We start from the raw sequence: 23,252 nt of genomic DNA, 5'->3' as shown, positions 1-23,252 counted from the left end.
AAAATTTCAGATATTATAGCCTTTTACTTGTTTCCGGACAACCTCTTAGTATTATTTTTTATCAGATACGATCTCATTAACTTCTCAGTCAGAGCAAATCTTGCTACTTCACTGACTGTAGCTTCAAGTTTCGTACGATCAAAGTAGCTAATGAGATAATAGTTAAAAAGAGAGTCAGAGTAACTGGCAAGTATCTTACGTTTTTGTTGAGTGGATCTATCATCGTAGTCTCCGTCTTGAAAAAGTTGTCCATTTAAATGATTTTTAAAGCAATGCTGAAAAATGATACTCAATTGTCTACCAGAAAGAGAATCAAGCCATAGTCTACGTAATTCTAAATCTTGAAAGCGATCTAGTAAAAGATTAACGGGAACTTCTAAATCACTCTCCCAAAATTTGTAACTTGGATGAATATTCATAACAGATTAAATAAGCCATATTATACATAATATGACAATTCGAGCAAAGATTTTTTGGACATAATTTTTTCAAATCTTGTATATTGAATTAAGGAGAATTTGTGTGAACTAGATAGCTTTCTTAAATAAGGTGTTTAGTTTAATAGAAGTCTCCTAACCTTATAAAAAAATTCACAGGAAGAAAAACATGCAAAAAGGGGATTTAACTATTTATTGCCGTTATGAACCTCACAGATTGGCGAGTACATATTTGGCAAATGCTTATGAACAATTATTGAAATATAAAATAAAGGAGGTAGAAGAAAATGGTAACAGTAAGCTTGTATGCAAGAGTTTCATCAAGACAACAGGCACAGGAGAATACAATAGAGAGTCAGATTGTAGAGTTGGAGCGTCGCATTAGTAGTGATGGACATGAGTTATTAGATGAGCATAAGTTTGTCGATAATGGTTATAGTGGATCAAATTTAGAACGTCCTGGCTTAGAGAGTTTACGTGATAGAGTAGCAGAAGGTAAGATTGATAAGATATACATTCATTCACCTGATCGGCTATCACGGAAATCTGCATACCAAGCGCTCTTACTCGAAGAGTTTAGAAAAGCAGGATCAGAGGTTATTTTCTTAAATCATAAATTTGAGGATAACCCAGAATCTAATATGTTTTTAGGAATTCAAGGATTAGTAGCAGAGTATGAGCGTGCAAAAATTATGGAACGTAATCGCAGGGGAAAACTTCATGCAGCTAAAACTGGTCGCATAAGCGTAATGAGTAATGCACCTTATGGTTATCGCTACATAGCAAAACATGTAGGTGAAGGAAGTGCTCAGTTTGAAATTAATCAAGAAGAAGCGGATGTAGTGTGCAAAATATTTAATTGGATTGGCCAAGAAAGAGTAAGCATCAATGAAGTTATACGTAGACTTAGCGAGATACCGGTAATAACACAAACAGGAAAAGAACGTTGGAAAAGAAGTACTATCTGGAAAATGTTAAAAAATCCTGCTTATATAGGACGAGCAGCTTATGGTAAAACTAAGGCATGCTCGAAACCACAAGTAAGAAAGTCAAAAAAAGGAACTTGTGGTAGACTCAAAAATGGTCATTTTAGTAATGATAAAGAGAACTGGATTTATGTTTCAGTGCCAAAAATAATCAGTGATAATTTATTTGATTCAGTGCAAGTACAGCTAACTGAAAATAGACAAAGAGCAAGAGTACGGGAAAGAAAAGAAACGTTTTTGTTGCGGAGTTTAACAGTATGTCAGCGCTGCCAATATACTTATTGTGGTGCATATAGTAAAAATCAACGTTATTCTTACTACCGTTGTTCTGGCTCCAGGTTTAATGGCAACAGAGTATGTGACAATAAATCAATACGTACTGATGTACTCGATACAGTTATATGGGAAGAAGTTAAGAGTATATTAAAAGAGCCAGATAGGATTGCAAATGAATATCAACGTAGATTGTCAGAGAACAAAAAACCTCTACATAATCAAACACGTGAAAAGCAGGAAAGTAAGTTAAGATTGAGTATCAAAAAATTTATTGATAGCTATGCCAAAGGTTTTATAAGCCAAGAAGAATTTGAGCCAAGAATTACAACAATGAAACAGCATTTGAAAGAAATTGAAGAAGAAAAAGAAAGAACACTCGATCAAAAGAAGTTACAACAAGAATTGAGCCTTGTTACAGATAGCTTGCAAAACTTTTCCTCAAGTATTGAATCAAAACTTGATCTGGTAGATTGGCAGACTAAGCAAAATATTATTAGAATGTTAATTCATCAAATTGAAATCAACCACAATCACTTATACATAGTATTTCGCATAAAAAGTCTTGCAAATTTCGATCAAAATGGGCATAATAAAATTATGCAATGTTGTACTAGTTGTACAGACACTGGGATCTCATTTTACTTTATAATGATGTCATGAAAGTAGCTGACACTGGGATCCAGAAAACTTAATTTCAACCAAATAATAAAGGCTAGATCCCAGTGTCACGCACTGGGATGACAAAAAAAGGAGCACTGGAATGACAGTAGTCCTACGTCATACCGCGATTCATTCGCGGTATCTCTTAGCATAGATCCCGCTAACAAGTAGCGGGATGACGGTTGTCAGGGTGTCATCCCAGTGCCTTCTCCTGTCATCCCAGTGCCCAGACACTGGGATCCAGAAAAGTTTGCTTGTAAGCAAGCAAACTAGCATAGAAAAACGTTTTCGATGAGATTGCAGAAAGGCTAGATTCCAGACTGGAATGACATCGTTCACTATGTACCATATTGCAATAGTTGTGGTCAAGGCACTGGGATCTGAAATTGCAGTGTTCGTACAGCTATAGAATATAGATCAGAAGTGACAGAGCTTAAAAAAAGGCCTAACATTCTTAATAAACGTAAAAAGCTTTATGAAAATCAGAGTTGGAGTAATAGGCTGCTTAGGCAGAATGGGCAAAAAAATACTCAATGAATTAATTACAAATACCAAAGTGGAAATAGCAGGTGCTGTTGCCCGTTCAGGTAGTAAGTACATAGATTCAGATATTGGACCAATTATAGCCAATCTAGGAATTAAAGTTACAAGTTCTATTAGTGGCATATTTGAGTCATCTGACGTTGTAATAGATTTTACAACTAAAGAATGTATGTTAGACTGCCTTAAAGCAGCTGTAAAATTTAAAACACCGCTGGTTAGTGGCACAACTGGAATAGAAGGTGTCGATTTGAAAGAATATGCTGCTGAAGTTCCAATATTATGGTCAGCAAATATGAGTGTTGGGGGTAATGTGTTGCTGAAATTGGTAAAAAAAGCTGCTGAGCTTTTAGGTAATGAATATGACGTTGAGATTTGGGAAATGCATCATAACTTAAAAAAGGATTCACCATCTGGAACAGCTATAGAACTTGGCAAAACAATTGCTAACGCTTCAAAAGTGGATTTTCAGTCCAATCAATATTTACATAGTGGTTCAAACATAAGGAAAAAGGGGGGAATAGGTTTTGCAGTATCTCGTGGAGGTGGAGTAATAGGAGATCACAGCGTGATGTTTGTTAATTCTGATGAACGGATAGAACTAAACCACAAAGCAATTGATCGCACAACATTTGCTAGAGGAGCTGTTCAAGCAGCAGTATGGCTATACGAAAATAAAAGAGAAATTCCGGGGCTCTATTCAATGCAGGATGTGATATGAGCAATACACGCGCCTCTGTTAAAGATTTAAATCTCTGGTACGGCTCTAAGCAAGTTTTATTCGATATAAATTTGAATATTTATAAAAGAAAAGTTACTACTTTTATCGGACCATCCGGGTGCGGTAAATCAACATTTTTGCGTTGTTTTAATCGTATGAATGACTATGTACCAGGTTGCAAAACTGTTGGTGAATTAGATATCGATGGGCTGGGTGATATATATTCACGCGATATGGATGTTGTACTACTTAGAGCAAAAGTTGGTATGGTATTTCAAAAGCCAAATCCTTTTCCAAAATCAATATATGATAATGTTGCTTGTGGGCCAAAATTGCATGGTATGGCGAAGGATAAGCAAAAATTGAATGAGATGGTGGAAAATAGTTTAACCAAGGTTGGTTTATGGGAAGAATTGAAGGACAGATTGCAAGATAGCGCACTCAATTTATCCGGTGGCCAACAACAGAGGCTATGCATCGCTCGCGCAATTGCAGTGAAGCCAACTATTTTATTAATGGATGAACCGTGCTCTGCTCTTGATCCAATGGCAACCAATGCAATCGAAAATCTTATACAAGAGCTGAAATTAAGATTTACTATAATTATGGTGACTCATTCAATGAAGCAAGCTAAAAAGTTATCTGATAGTGTAATTTTCTTTCATAATGGCAGAATTGTTGAGTCTGGAAGCACTCAAGAAATATTCGAAAATGCTCAATCTCCCTTAACAAAGGAGTATATCCTGGATCATTAAATTTCTGACCTTACCCAGAAAAAGTGGAGAGAAAGAAAAGAGTTTTTTCGGGTAAAATAAAATTTTGGAGGATTAGAAATGGTAAGAGAATATACGGCAGAATTCAAATTGGAAGCTGTTAAACTGGCAAATGAACAAAGAAAGGCAGGTCAAACAATTACAAAAATAGCAAGAGATTTAGGAATAAAGGGTGGTTTATTAGGAAAATGGATGAAGAAATATAACGAAAAAAAGTCAGCGGCAAATGCATTTCCAGGTAGAGGTAACATGGCTCCTTACGACAAAGAGAGGTTTGATTTACAAAGCAAGAGTAACAAGGGAAAGAGACATTTAAAAAAAAGCCCTGGCCAGTCAAAAAGAGTAAAATATTTTTTTATATAGTAACTGCTATAAAGTACAGGAATTATGTAGGATTTTCTGCTAGTGGCTACTATAAGTGGACCACAAGAAAAATAAGCAGTAGAGAATCAGCAAATAAAGAGCTACTCGAAGCTATTCAAAAAATATATCAAGTTTCTAAATGTAGATATGGAGCTCCTAAAATTCATGCTGAATTGAAGGCTTTGGGTAAAAGTTGCAATTTGAAAACGGTGCAAAGTATTATGCAGAAAAATGACATCAGGGCTATACTGAGAAGAAAGTTTAAAATTAAAAAACAACAAACAGATAATAGAGCTGTAGCTCCCAATATATTAGACCAAAACTTTATTGTCGATCAACCAAATAAAGTATGGGATTACTTATATAAAAACCAAAGAAGGATGGCTATATTTGGCAACAATAATCGATCTATATTCACGCATGGTAGTTGGCTGGTCAATGAGCAGTTCAATAAATAAACAATTGGTTATGGACTCTTTATTAATGGCCGTTAACAAGCGTAAACCTGCCAAAAATCTACTATTACATAGTGATCAAGGTTCACAATATACTTCGCAAGGTTATCAATATCTCTTATCCATAAAAAACATAGATGAGTCATAAAGGTTGTTGTTACGACAATTCTGTTGTGGAAAGCTTCTTTAGCTCATTGAAAAGAGAAATACTTATTGATACTTCACAACACTCTGCTCAACAAACTAGAACTGCAATATTTGAATACATAGAAATTTTTTATAACAAACAACGTCACTATTAACTATTGCATTCCTGAGCATTTTGATTCATCATTCTCTTTGTGAAAAACATTCCAAACTTTCTCTCCACTTTTTCTGGGTAAGGTCAATTTTCCACTGATCATATTTAATCGCCATAACTTTACTCCTACTTTAACAATATTTTAATTATCATATATTATGGCAAGAAAGTCAACCCTACCTAATTTTGCTTAGTAAGCACACTAACTATGAAACAATCTATATTACCATCAAAAACAGAATTTATATTGCCCACTTCATGTCCGGTTCTTAAATCCTTCACCATTTGATATGGATGCATAACGTACGATCTGATCTGATTGCCCCAGCCTATATCGCATTTTTTACCATATTCTTCAGCCATTTTCTGTTCTTTTTTTTCCAGTTCAATTTGGTATAAACGTCCTTTAAGTAATTTTAACGCCTCATCTTTATTTCTGTGTTGAGAACGACCATTTTGGCATTGAACTACAACACCAGTTGGAATATGCGTAATGCGTACCGCACTTTCAGTCTTGTTCACATGCTGACCGCCTGCTCCGGAAGCACGATAGGTGTCGATCTTTAGATCCTTTTCATCCACAGCAATATCAATTGAATCTTCTATCACTGGAGTTACTCCTACACTTGCAAAACTGGTATGACGTTTACCATTTGCATCAAATGGCGATATTCTAACCAGCCTGTGAATTCCACTTTCACTTTTTGCCCACCCATAAGCTTTTTCTCCAACGATTTTTATCATTGCAGACTTTATACCAACTGACTCTCCTTCTAATTTTTCTACAACTTCAACTTTAAAGTTATGATAAATTTCTGCCCACCTTACATACATGCGCATCAGCATTTCAGCCCAATCATTGCTCTCTGTTCCACCAGCTCCTGAGTGGATTTCTAAAAAGCAGTTATTATTATCTGCTTCACCAGTAAATAAGGACTCTGTTTCTTTATACTTGATTAATTTCTCTAGCTTAGCTAATTCATTTTCAACTTCAGAGAAAAATTCTTCATCATTTTCATCAATAGCAGACTTCATTAAGCTGATGGCATCGTTGTAATCGCTTTCCAGCTTTAAAAACGACTCTACGTCATTTTTAATTTTAGAACGTTCTTTTAAAACTTCTTGTGCTTTTTGGTTATCTTGCCATAGGTCATCATTCGACGCTTGGGAGTCAAGCTCTTCAAGACGCAACTTTAATTTTTCTATGTCAAAGACACCTCCTGATAAGAGAAATACTTTTATTTAAGCTTTGAAAGTGTTCAAGAATTTCTGGATAAGTTTTCATTATACTTTAGATTTTAATATATTTACTATCAATAACAATAACAGTAAACAAAATAGAAATTTAACCATATGATAGTTAATTTAAATAATTTCATTATACTTTAATGTTTAAGGAAATCAAGCGCGTATATTTATTAAAAAACAAGGTAAAGTAATGAATATTGAAATAAGTTCCCATTATGGTTTAGACAAAAAGGCTATTGATGACTTAATAGAGTCACTTGATAACGAGGAGCTAGAGAATGTTCGTAATATTGTAAAAACGATAGACAGTGTTCAGTTAGCTTATTTTTTATCTACTTCGATCAGTGATCACAGGGAGAAATTAGTTAATATCCTCGATCAACATTTGTTAAGTGATGCCCTAGTGCATGTAGTGCCAGATTTACAAATAGAGATCATAGAAACATTGGGAATAGAAAATACAGCAAAGTTACTAATGCTCCTTGATGTAGAAGATATAGTAACCATAGTGAAAGATTTAGATAGAAAGTCTGTAGAAAATATACTTTACTATTTGCCCAGCAAAACTCAGAAATCGGTAGAGGAGTTGCTATCATATCCAGAAGAAAGTGCAGGAAGGTTAATACATAAAGATATGGTTATAGCTCCATATTATTGGACAATAAATCAACTGACAGAATTTGTGTGCAACTATAAAAAAATACCAGAAAAATTTCACCAGATATTCATTATCAACTCAAAATTAGAGCCTATAGGCAGTGTTAATTTAAATAAGGTAATATCTCACTCAGGAGACACAATAATAAAAGAGATAATGGATCATGACATAAAAATCATTAAAACTGGAATAGACCAAGAGGAAGTAGCAAGAATATTTAAAGATTACTCTCTATTATCGGCTCCGGTAGTAAATAAGAATGGTAAAATTATTGGTGTGATCTTAATTGAAGATGTGATAAAAGTTGTTCAACAAGAAACAGAAGAGGATGTACTCAAAATAAGCGGTGTATCTTCTAAAGCCGATATAAATGCCCCTATACATAAAACTATAATTAAAAGGCTACCTTGGTTACTGTTTAACCTCTTAGCTGCAACAATGTGTTCCATAGTAGTTGGCTTTTTCGATGATGTAATAAAAAGTTTTATAGTGCTGCCAATAATCATGCCGATAATTGCATCAATGAGCGGAAATGCAGGATCCCAAACAGTAACGCTAACCATCCGGGCAATCGCAACAAAATATCTAACTGAGCAAAATGCAAAAAGAATACTGATGAAAGAATTTTTAATAGGTCTTATAAACGGGGTGATCTTATCTACTATTTCATTAGTAGTGTTAGCAATAAGGTTTCACAACTTCAAAGTGGAGATGATTTTTGTGGTCTCCATGATTATGATGTCAATTATTGCAACGTTCATCGGAACTTTCATTCCTATAATGCTTCATCGCTTAAAGTCTGACCCTGCCGTTTCTTCTTCAATCCTAACATCGGCAACAACTGATATTCTCTCAGCTTTTATATTTCTTGGTTTAGCTACGATCTTTTTATTAAATAGCTAATACTATCTATAGCTATACCGCCGCGAACCGTCATGCCGCGATTCATTCGCGGTATCTCTTAGCATAGATCCCGCTAACAAGTAGCGGGATGACGAGAAAGGGGCTACTTGGATGACATTCTTCCTGGTGTGCCCAAATCACAATGTTCGTACATCTGTGGATTTATTCGCGGTATAGATTCCGCTAACGAGTAGCGGAATGACGGTTTTTCAAATTGTCGTAAGTCAGTTTAGCTATAATATCAAATTTCACAACTTCACCAACTATTTCTTTCTATTAAATAAGAATAAATTGCCTATACAAAAATAGATTGGCAATATTTCAAGTCTGCCAAGCAGCATTAAAAACGATAGAAATAATTTTACTTCATTACTGAAAGAGGAATAATTACCCGAAGGACCTATTAAATTACTAAATCCCGGGCCAGAGTTTGTAAGCGTTGCAGAGACTGAACTGATGCTAGTTATAAAGTCTGCATTGCTTAAGTAAGACATCACTATTGATGAAATGGTAAACGTTAACATGAAAATTGCAAAAAATATAAAGACAGAGTGAACTTCATCATTCTCCAGGGTTTTTCCATTGAATTTTACTCCATTGTCTGCATCAGGGTTTAATAAAAGGTAAAAGTAATTTCTTATAGACCTTAAAAGAACAATCAAGCGGAAGATTTTGACACCACCACTTGAAGAACCACTACATCCACCAACAAAGGTGAGAAAAAAAGCTAAGACTGAAATGAAACTCCAATCTATATGATTACAGATTGCATAACCAGTTGACGTAATCAAGGAAGTGATGGTAATGTGCTGCATCTAAATGATAATGACACTCCTAAATCAACATTTTTATACAACCAAAAACAAGCAAATAAAGATGAAACAATAGCTATCTTAAAAAAGTAAGAGACCTGCTCATCATAGCAAATGTCTAACCGTCTTATGATTTTTAAATAGCTAAGAAAAGGCAGAGAACCCAAAATCATAAAAACGATCGTTATGGCTTCTAGTATGGGATTATTATAGTGCCCTATAGAATCATTATAGTTAGCAAATCCACCAGTTGATACAGCAGACATTCCGTGACATATTGCATCAAATAGTGGCATACCAGCTAGATAATAGGAAAATATACATAACAAAATTAAGCCATAATATATTGCCGTAACATGAATTACTACGCTTCGCGTGTTCGGCAACTTCCTTTTGGTAGCATCTGAATATTCAGAATAAAGTAAATTATTTAGGCTGAGAACCTTAAACATAGGAAAAACTGCAATTCCTAAAGTGATTACACCAAAACCCCCCATGCCATGTAGCATTGCTCTCCACAGCAGTATTCCCGGAGATTGCTTTTCAATATCATTAAATATAGTTGCTCCTGTGGTTGTGATGCCAGATATCGTTTCAAACAATGCATCAACATAGCTCAGATTATCAAAATAGAAAGGAATAGCTGCAAACAGAGACAAGGCAATCCAGGTGCAACTAGTAATCGCAAAAATTGCTGGCATTCCATGCAATCTACTTAATTTACCGAGTAAAATAAAAATTGCGCCAGATGTGCAGGTAATTATGAATCCAGCGAGAAAATTTTTCCATTCGTAGCTGAGATACTTATTGGTAATAGCAGGAATAAGCATTGCTAAGCTAAACAGCAATAGGAATATTCCCACAATAAATACAATTGAACGCAAATTTTGTAAACGTTGATGATTTTTCATAGAGTTACTTCCTCGCTATACAAAGCCATAAAAGCTACTCTAACGTCAAGCACTTTGTTGGCCTTTATTAACAGTTATTAACAATATACTTGATTTACTTGTAAATATGTGTGATAATTAAATTTTTATTAGAGGTAAGATATGGTTGAATTAACTGATGCACAAGAAGAAATTCTAGGTTCATTAAGACAGGCAGTCTGGAATGGCAGTGTTCAAGAAGTCCAGAACGTACTCGACGATAATGAACATAATGATATACAAGCAGTTTTGAGCCACGAGGGGACTTTGACTAGTGACAAAGGTACCATTTTAGATTTTGTTATGTGTTGTAGCATTACAATTAAAGCTCAAGTAAAGATCATTGAACTAATTTGGCAGAAAGCTGATCAAAAAACTCATGATTTTTTGTGTGATTACAAGGTAATAGAATTTTTTGAAGGTCAACCATATTTTGCGGATACAATAGATGATCTTAAACGCTTTCAAGGAAAAATTGACTGTAATAGCACAGAATATTTTGCTCTTGCACGAGTTATTCAAGAAATAGAAAAGCACGAGAGGGTAAAGGATCTTGATTCCAACTTACAAGAAGCAATAGAAAACCTTGATATTGATCAAGTTAAAGCAGCATTAGAGAATTGTGGTGAAGATGTAGAAAGGGTTTTAGAGCGAGAGGTATATTGGAGTAGTGGAAGAGTAGATGCCCTTTTAGTTTATCCTCTGAAAGTTGAATATAGTGAAGAATTGAACCAAGAAGATGTGGAAAAGATAAAAGAAAGCTTTAAATTAATGTTTGATGCTGCTTCTCCAGGGCTCCTTGGGTTCGAGCCCAATGGAAATAACTATGTAATGGATAAACTTACATGTGCACAAAAACGTTTTGCTAAAATACCTGGAGTAGGTGAGCAATGCTTTCAAGATTTGATTCAAGAATTTGAGGAAAAACTTAGTAAAAATGAACTAGATAATGCCAAGATTAATGATCAGATAGCATGGGATAAAGAGTATGCGACTCGATTTTCACAAGAAATCAATCAGGATCCGTCTGAGAATGATGATCTTAACTTTATAGATGACACTGATCTAGATCAAAACACCGTAAACTCTGCACCAACTGCAGACAACAAAACCCCAGAAAAGAACGAAACAACCTTCTGGAGTGAACACAAAGGGAAAATTGCTCTGGGCGTTGTTGGACTGTGCGCAGTTGGTACTGTTGCAGCCTATGTGCTAGCGTATCCTGTAGTTGCACTGGCTTTAACAGTTTTGGCAGCAGTTGTATTAATGGGTGTTGGTATTGCTAAGGTTTTAGAAGATCCAAGTGTAGAAAGAACGTTTACAGAAGTACAACGTTAATAATGTCATCCCAACGCGCCGCGCTGGGACAAAGAATATAAAAGACCGTCACGTTATATCATAAACTTTTGCTGAAGCTTTTTTCATGTCTTCACTTGAAAGTGGGATTAGACCAAGCCTAGATAGGTACCCACCTTCAATACCGATTGAATCTATAATTTCTTTTACGAATTCTCTTAATCCATCAACAGTATCCAAGTGTTCCCTCTTTATGTAAAGGTATAGAGGTCTTGCTAATATATATTTTCCCGATGATATATTTTCGTAAGTTGGCTCAATTCCTGCAATTGTGCTCCCTTGTATTTTATCTTGATTCCTCATTAAAAAGCTGAAACTAAATATCCCTAAGGTGTTCTTGTTACTTTTCAATTTTTGTATTATTATATTTTCATTAATTCCAACTTCTATATACCTTCCGTCATCCCTTATATTACCACATGCTTTCTTTCTTTCTTCCTGATCTTTATAATTCTCTTTGAAAATTCTCGAGTTCATGCATGAATATTGATCAAGCATAATAGAATTAACCAAAGTTTCGTATGTACCTGTATTTTGATGTGGACCATAAATTTCAATTTCTGTTTTTGGTAAGGCTTGATTGACATTAGACCAAAACTTCTTATTATTTTTTACTAATTTATCATTTTCTTGAGAATATGCAGATAAAGTTTCAAATAAGTCCTTCTTTGTGAAATCAAATCTATGGCTTTGATTTGAATTTGCAATGACAACTCCATCATAGCCAATGATGATTTCTATCACTTCATTAATTTTATTCCTTTTACATAGTTCTCTTTCTACTTCCTTCATAGGGCGAGATGAAGTGGTGATGTCTGGCGTGTCTTCCCCTATTCCTGAGCAAAACATTTTGAATCCTGATCCACTTCCTATCGATTCCACAACTGGAGTCTTAAAGGAGAATACACGGTTGAACTCTTCGGCTATAAACGAGATAAAAGGAAAAACAGTTGAAGATCCAACAATTCTGATGTATTTCCTGGCATCAGCATTTGATAGCGGCGTGAATAATACGAATACAAAAATCAGGAGAAAGTTTCTAAGCATTATTTTTAGTTAAGAACATAAATCTAATTATTGTAATAAAAAATCAAACTGAAAAGCTTTAATTGCATGACAAAAGCTACAGTTTACATTTAAATTTTATTTTATATTATTGTAAGTATTACACAACTTTAAGGGGCAATTATGGCAGTTATGCCAGATAAATGGATAAGAGAAAAAGCTGAAAATTTTGGAATGATAGAACCTTTTGTGAACCACAAAAGCAGCAAAGGTGTTATATCTTTCGGACTATCATCTTATGGTTACGATGCAAGAGTGGATAATAAATTTAAAATTTTTACTAATGTTAATTCAGCTATCGTGGACCCTAAAAATTTTTCTGAGAATAGTTTCATAGATAAGGAAACAGACGTATGTATAATTCCACCAAATAGCTTTGTGCTTGCAAGTACAGTGGAATATTTTCGTATACCAAGGAATGTACTGGTCATTTGTGTTGGTAAATCAACTTACGCAAGATGTGGAATTATAGTAAACGTTACTCCCTTAGAACCTGGATGGGAAGGTCATGTCACACTCGAATTCTCAAACACCACTCCACTTCCTGCGAAAATTTACGCTAATGAAGGCGCATGCCAATTCGTATTTTTAAGCGGCGAAAGTGAATGCGAGAAATCATATGATGATATGAAAGGAAAATATATGAATCAGCATGGTATTACTTTGCCGCTGGTGAAATAATTACTGCTTTCGTTGTGAGCTACCAAACTGCTCTATAGACAATATTCCACTATCACCAGATAGCAAAGTTCGCGCTGATTCACTTTGCTTAAGATGTTTAATTGCTTGCTTTTTGTCAGTTCCAGTGCGCATACTGCAGCCAAGTTGGAAATCTATTCCATTTTCAACAATGTTACATGAAAACCCCATAGCAGTAGCGAAACCTTCTTGTTTATTAGTAGCATTTCCGGTAACAACACCACAAGCAGTGAAGTTACGATCATTTCCAACTGTTCGCATCATCATTCCACCATCTCGTATACCATCATTATTTATATCCTTTGCTATAACAGTCTGGTCTACAAATCGCGTATTACCCACTTCTCGAGATATTACTTCTACAGTCGGTTGATTATGTAGTTGACCATTACTTACTAATGCTTGATTATATGCTGAATGGTGTTGTTCTGAATTACTTTGACTATTACTCCTTAGTTCATTTTGCTCGTGCTCTTCATTATTTTGATGTTGGTCAGTTCCTAATATGCTAGCTTCTTTTTCAACACGCTCATTGTATTCTTTATCATTACTTATCTCAACTTTATTTACTGGTTGACCTTGACTGTTTTCTATGTCTTTTTGACTAAACATGTCTTTATTAATGTAATAAAAAATAAGACCAGGTATCAGTGAAATTATTAGATTTAATACAATGCACGGAATTAAAACCACGGTAGCAGCTATATAGATTAGAGAGCTAACTATAAACTTTATTACTTTAGATAATTTAGAATCATCTTTTTGAACATTAACAGCATTCAAAAAAAGCATAGTTAAGCTAAGAGATAATGCTGTTATAGCAGTAGGCACGATGATTGGAACAAGTAAAAAAGCATTGATTAATTTTTTTCCAGAACTAGTTGGTTTAGTGCTATTATTCAGTGATGTAAGATAGTTTTGACCAACATTAGTAATCCATTTTGTACCAGACAAGACTCTTTTACTATTTTCTTCCGACATTTCAAATTTCATTGGTACCCCCAGATTATAATGCTAAATTGTACTAAAAATTAATATAAAATCAACATAAATTTTTCACTTCCGCACTTTTTCATTGTTGCTTACAATAACTATAGCTACACGATTTACTTGTGTGCTTTTCTTAATTAAAAACTTCAACTATCCATTGTAAGCTGCTGAATTTCTTATCATAGTATCTGTCATCCCAGTACCACTTTCTTGTCATCCAAGTAGCGTGACACTTGGATCTTCTCTCAACAATTTCAAAAAAATCTATCAAAAGGAGGATTACCATGTCTACAATAATTTTATCATCAATTTTTGGTCAAGCAGGCAGCATTTTTGGTCCAATTGGCCGGATTATCGGCTCAGAACTCGGTGCTCTTCTTGGTGCACAGCTAGATGGGGCAATGTTCGGCCTTGATGCCGAGCAAAAAGTAACGCATGGTGCGAGACTAAAAAATCTGCAAGTTCAAACCTCAACCTACGGCAGAACGATTCCAATTATCTATGGCACTGCTCGTGTTGCAGGGAACATTATTTGGTCACAGCCAATAAAAGAAGAGGCGATAACCACCAAAAGCAAAATTGGAAGAGGTATGAACGTTACATATAATTACTACGCAACGCTTGCAATTGCGATCTGCAAGGGGAAAGTAGAAAAATTAAACAGAATCTGGGCAGATACAACATCACTTAGCTTTGATGAAATAGATTATACTTTTTACAGCGGCAGAGAAGACCAAAATCCTGATCCATTTATGTCATCAATTGAAGGAGAGGGGAATGTGCCAGCTTATAGGGGAATATCTTACATAGTCATCAAGAATTTTCCTTTAGCAGACTATAACAATCGCGTCCCGATATTTACATTTGAAGTGCGAACTGCATTAAAGCCCGTTGGGTTTTCAATAGCGGAAAATATTCGGAATATCAATATCATACCAGGTTCAGGTGAGTTTGTATATGATACAAAAATACAGAAGAAAATCGCGCAAGAGAAAATAAGCAGCAACCAATATATCCCATATGGGCTGGCGCAAAGGGTAAATCACAACAACCACACTAAAAAGAGCGATGCAATGCTTTCTTTGGATCAATTAAAAGAAGATTTGCCAAATGTTGAGTTGGTGTCGGTGGTAGTCAATTGGTTTGTGAATGATCTGAACATTAAAGATTGTAAAATATATCCTGCAGTTGAATTTCAAGATGATTCCGCAATATTACCTGATGATTGGCAAGTAGGGGGTGTAACCAGAGATAATGCTCAGCTAATTTCAAAAGATGCGAGTGGAAACCCAAGGTATGGTGGCACAGTTAGTGATGCAGCGTTGATAAGATATATAGAAGAGCTACACAGCAGAGGCTACAAGGTGATGCTCTATCCAATGCCCTTACTTGACACAAAGAACAAAGAGTGGCGAGGAAAATTGAGCGGGACCCCTGGGGATATAAGTGATTTTTTTGAGAATCAATATAACAAATTTATAGAGCATTATGCAAGCATTGCCAAACAAACTAAAGTGGAAGGGTTTATCATCGGGTCTGAGTTTGTCCAGCTTACCAGAGTAAAAGATGCTCAAGGTAATTATCCTGTGGTGATAGAGCTGGTCAAACTTGCAAAACAGATAAAACTTAATCTTGGAAAAGAAGTAACAGTTACCTACGCTGCAGATTGGAGCGAATACCATTCATATGATGGTTGGTATAATATGGATGAACTGTGGTCTTCAGAGTATATCGACGTTGTTGGCATAGATGCTTATTTTCCACTGACTGATGGTCCAGAGCCTCCTTTTGGTTATTCCGCGGAAGATGTAATGGGTGGTTGGAGCAGTGGAGTGGGGTATGATTATTTCTATGATTACTCAAAGAGTGAACCTGAAAAAGTAAAGTATAACGACAGCAGGTATGCGTGGAAAAATATAGAGAAATGGTGGAGTGAAACTCACATAAATCCAGGTGGTAGTAAAACGAAATGGCAACCAAAAATGAAAAAAATATGGTTTACTGAGTATGGATTTCCCAGTATGAACGGCTGCACTAATGAGCCAAATGTGTTTGTTGATAAAGGCAGCATAGAGAGCAAATATCCACGATATTCAAACGGAGAGGTGAGCTTTCTTTCGCAAAAAATTGCAATTGAAGGAACGCTAAAGAAGTGGCAAAGCTCGGAAATGGTAGAAAAAATGTTTCTCTGGGCATGGGATGCAAGGCCATTTCCTTATTTCCCCAATTTGTGTGATATGTGGACTGACTGCCATAATTGGCAGACAGGACATTGGATTCAGGGAAAGCTTTCACAGCTTAATATTTCCGATGTTTTATCGGATCTATTACAAAAAGCAGGTTTAAAAAGCGATCAGTTCGATACGAGTGATGTTAAAGGATTATTGTCTGGATATGTAATAAATGACCAGCAATCGGTACGTTCAATTATTAAAATGCTGCAAAGTTGCTATTTTTTTGATGTGGTTGAACAGGACTCTAAACTGAAATTTGTCCAAAAGGGCAGGGGAGTTACAACTGTAATGCCAATTGGTGAAATGGTTTTCAATAACAGTTCAAAGTCGATGCAACTTGTTAATATTAGTCAACTGGATTTAAACAATAAAGTTAACATCGTTTACTTTAACCGCAATTTTGGCTATCCAATTGATGTTAAATATGCTGAGTTGCCAAAGCAAGGCACTGCTATAACAGTTGAAATACCACTCATTATGGAGGAGGGAGAGGCGCAAAATATAGCTGAGGTTTTACTTTATTCTTCGTGGCAAGAGAGAAATATATACAATTTCAAGCTGTCGATAAAATATGCGTGGCTTGTGCCAAGTGATGTAATAACGATTTTAGACGGTGAGAAAAAGCATACGGTGAGAATTATAAAAACGAAATTTGAAAGCATGTCCATTCAAGTAATTGGCGTTGGTTATGATCGCTCTATATATAAGCTCTCTTTTCCTTCAACAAGGTCACTTATGCTGAAGGAATACCCTCCCTCTCACGTTAGCAAAACCATCATAGAAATGATAGATTTACCGCATGTTAAAGATAATACCACAAGCTTTACTTTAATTAGCGAGGAAAAGAATTGGAAAGGAGCAACACTCTTTATTTCGTACAACGATAAGGATTATAAGCCTATCGCAAGCACAAACAAGCAGTCTACTTACGGATATGTAATGGAATCTACCGACGAGGGGCTTATAGTAGTGTTACGTTTTGGTGTATTGAGTTCTTCATATAACCATTATTTAAGTGATGGTGTCATTCCAGCGCTTGACCATATTTCTCCTGGATCCCAGTGTCTGGGCACTGGGATGACAGAAGAGGGTTTTACAAGCACTAATGTTAGTACTATAAATGTAAGCAATTTAGCACTGGTTGGAAAAGAGATAGTAAAATTTCAGAGTGCCGAACTTATAGATAAAAATAAATATAAGCTTAGCAACCTAATTAGAGGGCAAGAGGGCACCAAAGAGTATCAGCACACCGCAGGTGAAAAATTTACTCTGCTTGATGATTCAGTAATATCTTTCGAAGTGCAAAGGGGAAAAAAGTTTTACCTAAAAGCAGTGACTTACGGTGACTCGCTGGAAAATACGGAAGTGAAAGTGATAAATTCATTTAGTAATTGAAATTTAATAAAGTAAGTGCTAGAATTAATATACAGGTATTAATGGTAGAGATATAACATGTCAAAGGAAATGGTCAATGCGTTGAAAGCTGAAGTGAAGAAGCTCAAATATGCTGATTTCAAAGCTAACACTTGGGACGAAGTAATTTCTGGTGAGGGAACATATAAGGATCTTAATAGAACACACGGCCTTGCTATTAACGGACAAAAAATAACTAACGAATTTATTAACAATCTGTATTCAAAACATAAAAATCTAATTCTACGGGATGAAAACGGAAAAGGGAATTATCGTCCATTTCTCAGACAAATTTTTACAGAAATGTTTAAACACGTTGGTGCAACAATTCCCAATAACTCTATTATTGAGGAGTTAATAAATAACTATTATCAGGGCGGATATACTCATTTTCTTCCTAATGATATGAGTCAAGCTCTTGGATCTTTTCATTTGTCAACGCAAAGCAACTGTATGACAAGAGAGTATATTATGGATTGTCGTGAACCCAATTGTATAAAGCTTAGTTTTAGCATGAAATATACAAAAATGCTTAACTATGATGATTGTACATATATCGAAACACCAGGTTTTTGCAGTTCAGCGGAGTTTAAACTGAAATGTGAAGATAAAAATGTAACATATGAAGATGGTAAAGTACTTCTTACCATTCCTAAAGAGCTAAAAAACTACAAAGTAAGTGGTAAGAATTTGTTTGATGTTATTGTTGAATATTTTCAGAAGCTTTGCGAAAAATTGGGCTTTAAATTTGAGACAAAAGTGGAACATAGCCTTGGTGAACCACTAAAGGTAGTAAGTGAGGCAAATGCATCTTCTGTTGAAGACTTAAAGCTTAAAGTGAATAATCAAAGGTAAGATATTGAAATTCGTGCTTTTCATGATTTTAGCTTAAGATTTCAGTGTCAAAGCACATAACTGTACGAACATTGTGATTTGAATCCACTAGGAGGGTGTCATCTAAGTAGCCTCCTTCTCCTGTCATCCCAGTGCCATGACTACTTGGATCCAGAAACTTAATTGCAAGTAAGTAAACTGCTTTGATGAAATTGTATAATGGAAACTAGATCCAAGTAGTCATGGCACTGCCCTACTGGATAGAGCCTTCACAGGCTTTTTCTTGAATAGCTACTCTTAATTTCAGTAGTTAATTTAATATACTAATGAAAAAAATACATTATAATTAAGTATATTTAATCCAGTAAATCATTAAGTGAAAACAGCTCTTTCGCAAAATATCATCTCTCTTATTATGATATTGTCTGTAGCAATTGTCGATATGGCAACTGACCTATACTCAGTTGCACTACCAAGCATTGCCAATTATTTTAAAGTAGAAGGCAGTGTAGTGCAGCTTACAATTAGCTTAAATCTAGTTGGATTTGCGGTATCTGGCTTAATTTATGGTCCATTATCGGACCATTATGGTAGGCGTCCAATGATGCTGATTGGTATGACAATTTTTACTTTGGCAAGTGTCATGTGTTATATAGCCGACAGTATTATGCTCTTGATACTAACTCGCTTCATACAAGGGGCAGGAGCTGGTGTTGCAGGTGTTGTTGGGTATGCAGCAATAAGGGATATGTACTCGGGTAGTGAATACTCGAGAGTAATTTCAAAATTAAATATGGTTGTGGCACTCTCACCTGGAATAGCTCCAGTGGTGGGCAGTTATATAATTTCACATGGGTATCATTGGAAATTTTTGTTTTTTATTATGTCACTCGCGGCAATTGCTATACTTATTTTTATCTACTTTAAGTTACAAGAAACACTCACTGTAAATAAAAATGAAACCAGTATAACTAACATAACTACTAATATCTTCAAGCAATATATATCAATATTTAGAAATTATCGTTTCCTTGGGTTTTCAGCCATTCATGGATTAACTTTCATGTGGCTTTGGGCATACATTGCTAACTACCCGTTCATATTTGAATCGATGGGCATTGAAGTACAGTATTTTGGCTACCTCATATCGATCATAGTCATATTTTACATAATTGGAACTTTAATTAATAGAAGGTATGTACCAAAAGTAGGGGTTAGCAAAATGCTAATAATAGGTTTGGTGTTACCGATAATATCCGATAGTTTATTGGTATATTTTTATTTCGCGGACAAGTTGAATATATTCATTCTTCAAACTGCTTGGATTCCAGCTAATATCGGACTTGCATTAATAATAAGCAATAACGTAACTTCTGCTTTAGAAACGATCAAAGGTATAGGGCTTGGTAGTGCAGTTCTCTCATTCTGCAATATGATGTTTGGGGCTATTGGAATATATATAGTAGGAAAATTTTTTCGCTATGGTATTTTACCAAATTTACTATTAACAATAGCATGCTCTACAATTGCAATTCTTATGTACAGCCAGCTCAAATGTACTGAAAAACACAGGGAATAACCATTATTTGCGTGATCCAGAGCTCATGGGTTATTAATGACTTTATCATGATAATATAATTTTACAGGGGGTGAGAGCTCATAGATTATTAACGACTTTATCATAACAATATAGTTTTACAGGAGGTATGGGATGAGTAATTTACAAAGTATAAATAATGATTGGTTTTCTGCTGTTATAAAAGGTAATACTAATAAAGTAAAGCGTCTAATAAGTGAAGGAGCTGAGGTTAATGCAGTAGATGAATATAACAGGACTCCTTTACATTATGCTGCTACGAATGGCGATGCAGAGATAGTAAAAGATCTATTGGATAATGGGGCAGATGTTAATGCAGTAGGTCAAGATAAAAAGACTCCTTTACATTGGGCTGTTGAAAATGGCCATAAAGAGGAAGTAGAAATTTTACTAAGTAATGGGGCAAATGTTAATGCAGTAGATAAAGGTGGAAAGACTTCTTTACATTGGGTTGCTGAAAATGGCCATAAAGAAGTAGCAGAAGCCCTACTGCAAGTAAAAGGGATCGATGTTGATGCACAAGATAAAGATGGAAAGACTCCTTTAGAACCTGTTAAGGATCTCGAAAATATGAGGTAAAATAAGCATAGTTAAGAAAGAGGTATATCTATGCAAAAAAGCTATCCAAGCGATATAAGTCAAGAACAATTTGAAAAAATTAGACCAATACTGGAGAGTAGCAGAAAGAAAACAAAACCAAGGAAACTTGATTTGTATGATGTATTTTGTGCAGTGCTATATGTCCTAAAAAGCCCCTGCCAGTGGAGAATGCTGCCAAAAGATTTTCCGAGGTGGGAGAACGTGTATTACTATTTTCAAATGTGGAATAAAAAGAATGGAGCAGAACCAAGCTTGCTGGAAATAGTCTTAAAAAAAATTAGTTGGAGAGGTTCGTATCAGCAATGGTCGGAAAGAGAAAACCAGTTTCTGTATAATTGATGCCCAAAGCGTTAAAAACACAGATACTGCTGAAAAAAAGGGCTATGATGCAGGTAAAAAGATTTCAGGCATAAAGCGTCATATTGCAGTTGATACGCAAGGCTTGCCACACGCAATTCATATAACAACAGCAGAAGCAACTGATCGTAGCAGTGCTGTGGAAATGGTGGGAAAGGCTGAAAAAAACCTCTCTGAAGTTGAAAATATACTGGTTGATGCTGGCTATACAGGAGAAAATTTTGCAACTCAAATAAAAGCTACTATTGGTGCAACTGTTGAGGTAATAAAGCGGAGTGAATTACATTCTTTCGTTGTATTGCCAAAAAGATGGGTTGTTGAGCGATCTTTTGCTTGGTTGGAAAAATGTAGGCGTTTGTGGAAAAATTGCGAGCGGAAACTCAACACTAGCTTACAAATGGTTGTTCTTTCCTTCATTTCTATTCTATTGAGGAGATTTTAAACAGGTTCTTACACTTTGCTGCTGAAAGTGGTTATCAGCAGGTGGTGCAAGCTCTATTGGATAAAGGGCAAATGTTAATGCAGAGGATGATAATGGAAATACTCCTTTAGGTTTAGCCGCTGATGAAGAAATAAAAACTCTATTGCAATCCGCAGAAGAATCTGATGATGCTAGTCCAGTATTGCAAGATGATGAAGAAGAAAGCCAAGTTCCACAAAATGCTGCTTTATTTGAGGCTGTTGAAAGAGGTGATATTGATGGATTAAAGCGTCTAATAAGTGAAGGAGCAGATGTTAATGCTTTAGATGGAAACAGATTTACTCCTTTACGGCATGCTATTGCCAAAGGAAACAAAGATATGGTCTCGCTTTTAATTGATAGCAAAGCAGATGTTAATGCACAGTCTGAAACTGGACGCGCTCTTTTACATGTTGCTGTTGACGAAGCCAACAAAACGCAACCACTCGATACAAGCATAATAGAAGCTCTATTAAAAGTAGAAGGAATCAACGTTAATGCAGTAGATAAAGATGGAAAGACTCCTTTACATGAAGCTGCTAAAAGTTACAATCAGCAAATAGTAACAGTTCTATTAGAAGCAAAAGGAATTTATGTTACTCCACTAGATAATACTCGCAGCACTCCTTTAAATCTTGCCTCTCAACAAGGCAGGCAACATATAGTAAAAATTCTAGAAGAAACGCAAAAGGACATCGAAGTTTTGTATTCAGCCGTTAAAAGTGATAATTATGAGGAAGTTCAAAGTCTATTAAGTAAAAAAGTAAACGTTAATTCAATAGACAACGATGGAAAAACTCTTTTACATTTTGCTGCTAGAAAGGGCAATGTAGAAATAGTAAGAGCTCTAATACAAACAGGGGCAGATGTTAATATAGCAGATAAAGATGGAAGGGTTCCTTTATTTGAAGCTGCTTTCTATGGTCATAAAGATGCAACTGAAGTTTTATTAAATAATGGAGCAAAGGTTGATACAGTAATGGAATCACTTCTTCAGAGTATGATGGAATATAATTACAATAGTAGCCATAAAGATATAGTTAAAGCTTTATTAAACAAGGGAGCAAATGCTGATGCAGTAGATTCATATGGACATACTCTTTTGCATTGGGCTGCTAGAGAAGGTTATACGGATATAGCAGAACTTTTATTAGAAAAAGGAGCGAATGTTAATATACAAGATAACGATCTATGGACTCCTCTACATTTTGCTACAAAAAATAAAGTGTTTATGGGTTATGCAGATCGTCCAGCAAACGCCTCTGCGGAAACAGTAAAATTCTTAATAAAAAAAGGAGCAGATGTTAATATAGAAAATGAAGATGGAAATACTCCTTTCAAATTAGCCACTGATGAAGGAATAAAAACTCTATTGCAACCAGCAGAAAAATCTGATGATAGTTCAGCGGGTGGATCATCGACAGATAGTGAAGGGGGTCAAGAGGAAGAAAAACGAGTAGGTGATGATACTGAACTACAATCAGATAATAGCAAAGAAGGGGAAAAACCAGCACCACCAGTGCAGAACAAGGAACTGATGTACAAGACAACGATGTAGGTCCTGTTGCTTCCACAGAACCTGCAC

The 23,252-nt window shown here is 35.4% G+C and carries 22 protein-coding genes and 1 pseudogene; 17 read left to right on the top strand and 6 right to left on the bottom strand.

Annotation, left to right across the window (positions count from 1 at the left end; translation table 11 throughout):
- Nucleotides 1–23: 23 nt before the first annotated feature.
- Nucleotides 24–419: a hypothetical protein gene (locus tag ABWU74_RS02820; protein ID WP_353289258.1), complete on the bottom strand. Its 396-nt coding sequence runs from the start codon at nt 417–419 to the stop codon at nt 24–26.
- A 305-nt stretch (nt 420–724) separates the two neighbouring features.
- Between ABWU74_RS02820 and ABWU74_RS02815 the strand changes: the two genes are divergently transcribed.
- The 8 genes and pseudogenes from ABWU74_RS02815 to ABWU74_RS02780 all read left to right on the top strand — a co-directional run bounded on the left by ABWU74_RS02815 (nt 725) and on the right by ABWU74_RS02780 (nt 5,513).
- Nucleotides 725–2,359 (top strand): recombinase family protein, encoded by a 1,635-nt coding sequence (locus tag ABWU74_RS02815; RefSeq protein ID WP_353289394.1) that lies wholly within the window; start codon nt 725–727, stop codon nt 2,357–2,359.
- A gap of 475 nt (nt 2,360–2,834) precedes the next feature.
- Complete coding sequence (gene dapB, locus ABWU74_RS02810; RefSeq protein WP_209472857.1) at nt 2,835–3,620, top strand: 4-hydroxy-tetrahydrodipicolinate reductase; 786 nt, start codon at nt 2,835–2,837, stop codon at nt 3,618–3,620.
- Nucleotides 3,617–4,375, top strand: a complete 759-nt coding sequence (pstB, locus tag ABWU74_RS02805) for a phosphate ABC transporter ATP-binding protein PstB (RefSeq protein WP_006280935.1) — start codon at nt 3,617–3,619, stop codon at nt 4,373–4,375. Before dapB ends, pstB begins: the two co-directional genes overlap by 4 nt.
- Nucleotides 4,376–4,453: 78 nt before the next feature.
- On the top strand, nt 4,454–4,756 hold the full coding sequence (locus ABWU74_RS02800; RefSeq protein WP_209472831.1) for a transposase: 303 nt from the start codon (nt 4,454–4,456) through the stop codon (nt 4,754–4,756).
- Nucleotides 4,741–4,959 (top strand): annotated as a pseudogene (locus ABWU74_RS02795) (IS3 family transposase); the annotation flags it as partial. The gene ABWU74_RS02800 and the pseudogene ABWU74_RS02795, both read left to right, overlap by 16 nt.
- Before the next feature lie 18 nt (nt 4,960–4,977).
- The gene (locus ABWU74_RS02790) at nt 4,978–5,214 is read left to right on the top strand and encodes a transposase (protein ID WP_353289456.1); all 237 of its coding nucleotides are present in this window, start codon (nt 4,978–4,980) and stop codon (nt 5,212–5,214) included.
- Complete coding sequence (locus tag ABWU74_RS02785; RefSeq protein ID WP_167347179.1) at nt 5,147–5,359, top strand: DDE-type integrase/transposase/recombinase; 213 nt, start codon at nt 5,147–5,149, stop codon at nt 5,357–5,359. Before ABWU74_RS02790 ends, ABWU74_RS02785 begins: the two co-directional genes overlap by 68 nt.
- Nucleotides 5,349–5,513, top strand: a complete 165-nt coding sequence (locus tag ABWU74_RS02780) for an IS3 family transposase (protein ID WP_080717614.1) — start codon at nt 5,349–5,351, stop codon at nt 5,511–5,513. Before ABWU74_RS02785 ends, ABWU74_RS02780 begins: the two co-directional genes overlap by 11 nt.
- A 179-nt stretch (nt 5,514–5,692) precedes the next feature.
- Here the strand turns inward: ABWU74_RS02780 and prfB are convergent.
- Nucleotides 5,693–6,797, bottom strand: a protein-coding gene (gene prfB / locus ABWU74_RS02775) for a peptide chain release factor 2 (RefSeq protein WP_151808105.1) whose coding sequence is annotated in 2 segments (ribosomal slippage) — nt 5,693–6,721 and nt 6,723–6,797 — 1,104 coding nt in all. Because the reading frame shifts where the segments join, the coding sequence is not laid out codon by codon here.
- A gap of 153 nt (nt 6,798–6,950) precedes the next feature.
- On the opposite strand from prfB, the gene mgtE reads away from it, so the two are divergent.
- Nucleotides 6,951–8,321 (top strand): magnesium transporter, encoded by a 1,371-nt coding sequence (gene mgtE, locus ABWU74_RS02770; protein ID WP_006280192.1) that lies wholly within the window; start codon nt 6,951–6,953, stop codon nt 8,319–8,321.
- 263 nt (nt 8,322–8,584) lie between these two features.
- On the opposite strand, the gene ABWU74_RS02765 is transcribed toward mgtE, so the two are convergent.
- Together ABWU74_RS02765 and ABWU74_RS02760 are read right to left on the bottom strand one after the other, a co-directional pair.
- Entirely contained in the window at nt 8,585–9,136 is a 552-nt protein-coding gene (locus ABWU74_RS02765) for a potassium transporter TrkG (RefSeq protein ID WP_353289393.1), read from the bottom strand.
- Nucleotides 9,109–10,044 carry a TrkH family potassium uptake protein gene (locus ABWU74_RS02760; protein ID WP_353289392.1) on the bottom strand — a complete coding sequence of 312 codons (936 nt, stop codon included), beginning with the start codon at nt 10,042–10,044 and terminating at the stop codon, nt 9,109–9,111. The genes ABWU74_RS02765 and ABWU74_RS02760 overlap by 28 nt, the downstream gene beginning before the upstream one ends.
- Before the next feature lie 141 nt (nt 10,045–10,185).
- On the opposite strand from ABWU74_RS02760, the gene ABWU74_RS02755 reads away from it, so the two are divergent.
- On the top strand, nt 10,186–11,400 hold the full coding sequence (locus ABWU74_RS02755) for a hypothetical protein (RefSeq protein ID WP_353289391.1): 1,215 nt from the start codon (nt 10,186–10,188) through the stop codon (nt 11,398–11,400).
- A gap of 48 nt (nt 11,401–11,448) precedes the next feature.
- Here the strand turns inward: ABWU74_RS02755 and ABWU74_RS02750 are convergent, their stop codons facing one another.
- On the bottom strand, nt 11,449–12,465 hold the full coding sequence (locus tag ABWU74_RS02750; protein ID WP_353289390.1) for a substrate-binding domain-containing protein: 1,017 nt from the start codon (nt 12,463–12,465) through the stop codon (nt 11,449–11,451).
- A 141-nt stretch (nt 12,466–12,606) separates the two neighbouring features.
- Here ABWU74_RS02750 and dcd point away from each other — a divergent pair, with 141 nt between their 5' ends.
- Nucleotides 12,607–13,164, top strand: a complete 558-nt coding sequence (gene dcd, locus ABWU74_RS02745) for a dCTP deaminase (protein WP_006280485.1) — start codon at nt 12,607–12,609, stop codon at nt 13,162–13,164.
- On the opposite strand, the gene ABWU74_RS02740 is transcribed toward dcd, so the two are convergent.
- Nucleotides 13,165–14,175, bottom strand: a complete 1,011-nt coding sequence (locus ABWU74_RS02740; RefSeq protein ID WP_316658771.1) for a hypothetical protein — start codon at nt 14,173–14,175, stop codon at nt 13,165–13,167. It abuts the gene before it with no gap.
- A 281-nt stretch (nt 14,176–14,456) separates the two neighbouring features.
- Here ABWU74_RS02740 and ABWU74_RS02735 point away from each other — a divergent pair, with 281 nt between their 5' ends.
- The 6 genes from ABWU74_RS02735 to ABWU74_RS02710 all read left to right on the top strand — a co-directional run bounded on the left by ABWU74_RS02735 (nt 14,457) and on the right by ABWU74_RS02710 (nt 23,225).
- Nucleotides 14,457–17,801 (top strand): glycoside hydrolase TIM-barrel-like domain-containing protein, encoded by a 3,345-nt coding sequence (locus ABWU74_RS02735; protein ID WP_353286384.1) that lies wholly within the window; start codon nt 14,457–14,459, stop codon nt 17,799–17,801.
- A gap of 57 nt (nt 17,802–17,858) precedes the next feature.
- A complete protein-coding gene (locus ABWU74_RS02730) occupies nt 17,859–18,674 on the top strand; it encodes a hypothetical protein (protein WP_022626257.1) in 816 nt (271 codons plus the stop codon).
- 394 nt (nt 18,675–19,068) lie between these two features.
- Complete coding sequence (locus ABWU74_RS02725; protein WP_353289443.1) at nt 19,069–20,232, top strand: multidrug effflux MFS transporter; 1,164 nt, start codon at nt 19,069–19,071, stop codon at nt 20,230–20,232.
- 132 nt (nt 20,233–20,364) lie between these two features.
- Nucleotides 20,365–20,829, top strand: a complete 465-nt coding sequence (locus tag ABWU74_RS02720) for an ankyrin repeat domain-containing protein (RefSeq protein ID WP_353289389.1) — start codon at nt 20,365–20,367, stop codon at nt 20,827–20,829.
- 30 nt (nt 20,830–20,859) lie between these two features.
- Nucleotides 20,860–21,649, top strand: a protein-coding gene (locus ABWU74_RS02715; RefSeq protein ID WP_353289218.1) for an IS5 family transposase whose coding sequence is annotated in 2 segments (ribosomal slippage) — nt 20,860–21,120 and nt 21,122–21,649 — 789 coding nt in all. Because the reading frame shifts where the segments join, the coding sequence is not laid out codon by codon here.
- A 142-nt stretch (nt 21,650–21,791) separates the two neighbouring features.
- Nucleotides 21,792–23,225 carry an ankyrin repeat domain-containing protein gene (locus ABWU74_RS02710; RefSeq protein WP_353289388.1) on the top strand — a complete coding sequence of 478 codons (1,434 nt, stop codon included), beginning with the start codon at nt 21,792–21,794 and terminating at the stop codon, nt 23,223–23,225.
- Nucleotides 23,226–23,252 lie beyond the last annotated feature (27 nt).

Source organism: Wolbachia endosymbiont (group A) of Paraperithous gnathaulax, from assembly GCF_964028485.1.
Taxonomy (GTDB): Bacteria; Pseudomonadota; Alphaproteobacteria; order Rickettsiales; family Anaplasmataceae; genus Wolbachia; species Wolbachia pipientis.
This window is presented reverse-complemented; position numbering and strand designations above follow the sequence as displayed.

Coding starts and splice junctions, on each gene's coding strand:
- ABWU74_RS02755 (WP_353289391.1), top strand. CDS start 10,186: ATGGTTGAATTAACTGATGCACAAGAAGAAATTCTAGGTTCATTAAGA.
- ABWU74_RS02800 (WP_209472831.1), top strand. CDS start 4,454: ATGGTAAGAGAATATACGGCAGAATTCAAATTGGAAGCTGTTAAACTG.
- ABWU74_RS02740 (WP_316658771.1), bottom strand. CDS start 14,175: ATGAAATTTGAAATGTCGGAAGAAAATAGTAAAAGAGTCTTGTCTGGT.
- ABWU74_RS02735 (WP_353286384.1), top strand. CDS start 14,457: ATGTCTACAATAATTTTATCATCAATTTTTGGTCAAGCAGGCAGCATT.
- ABWU74_RS02790 (WP_353289456.1), top strand. CDS start 4,978: ATGCAGAAAAATGACATCAGGGCTATACTGAGAAGAAAGTTTAAAATT.
- ABWU74_RS02760 (WP_353289392.1), bottom strand. CDS start 10,044: ATGAAAAATCATCAACGTTTACAAAATTTGCGTTCAATTGTATTTATT.
- ABWU74_RS02750 (WP_353289390.1), bottom strand. CDS start 12,465: ATGCTTAGAAACTTTCTCCTGATTTTTGTATTCGTATTATTCACGCCG.
- dcd (WP_006280485.1), top strand. CDS start 12,607: ATGGCAGTTATGCCAGATAAATGGATAAGAGAAAAAGCTGAAAATTTT.
- ABWU74_RS02725 (WP_353289443.1), top strand. CDS start 19,069: ATGATATTGTCTGTAGCAATTGTCGATATGGCAACTGACCTATACTCA.
- mgtE (WP_006280192.1), top strand. CDS start 6,951: ATGAATATTGAAATAAGTTCCCATTATGGTTTAGACAAAAAGGCTATT.
- ABWU74_RS02730 (WP_022626257.1), top strand. CDS start 17,859: ATGTCAAAGGAAATGGTCAATGCGTTGAAAGCTGAAGTGAAGAAGCTC.
- ABWU74_RS02815 (WP_353289394.1), top strand. CDS start 725: ATGGTAACAGTAAGCTTGTATGCAAGAGTTTCATCAAGACAACAGGCA.
- dapB (WP_209472857.1), top strand. CDS start 2,835: ATGAAAATCAGAGTTGGAGTAATAGGCTGCTTAGGCAGAATGGGCAAA.
- ABWU74_RS02820 (WP_353289258.1), bottom strand. CDS start 419: ATGAATATTCATCCAAGTTACAAATTTTGGGAGAGTGATTTAGAAGTT.
- ABWU74_RS02780 (WP_080717614.1), top strand. CDS start 5,349: ATGAGTCATAAAGGTTGTTGTTACGACAATTCTGTTGTGGAAAGCTTC.
- ABWU74_RS02720 (WP_353289389.1), top strand. CDS start 20,365: ATGAGTAATTTACAAAGTATAAATAATGATTGGTTTTCTGCTGTTATA.
- ABWU74_RS02765 (WP_353289393.1), bottom strand. CDS start 9,136: ATGCAGCACATTACCATCACTTCCTTGATTACGTCAACTGGTTATGCA.
- pstB (WP_006280935.1), top strand. CDS start 3,617: ATGAGCAATACACGCGCCTCTGTTAAAGATTTAAATCTCTGGTACGGC.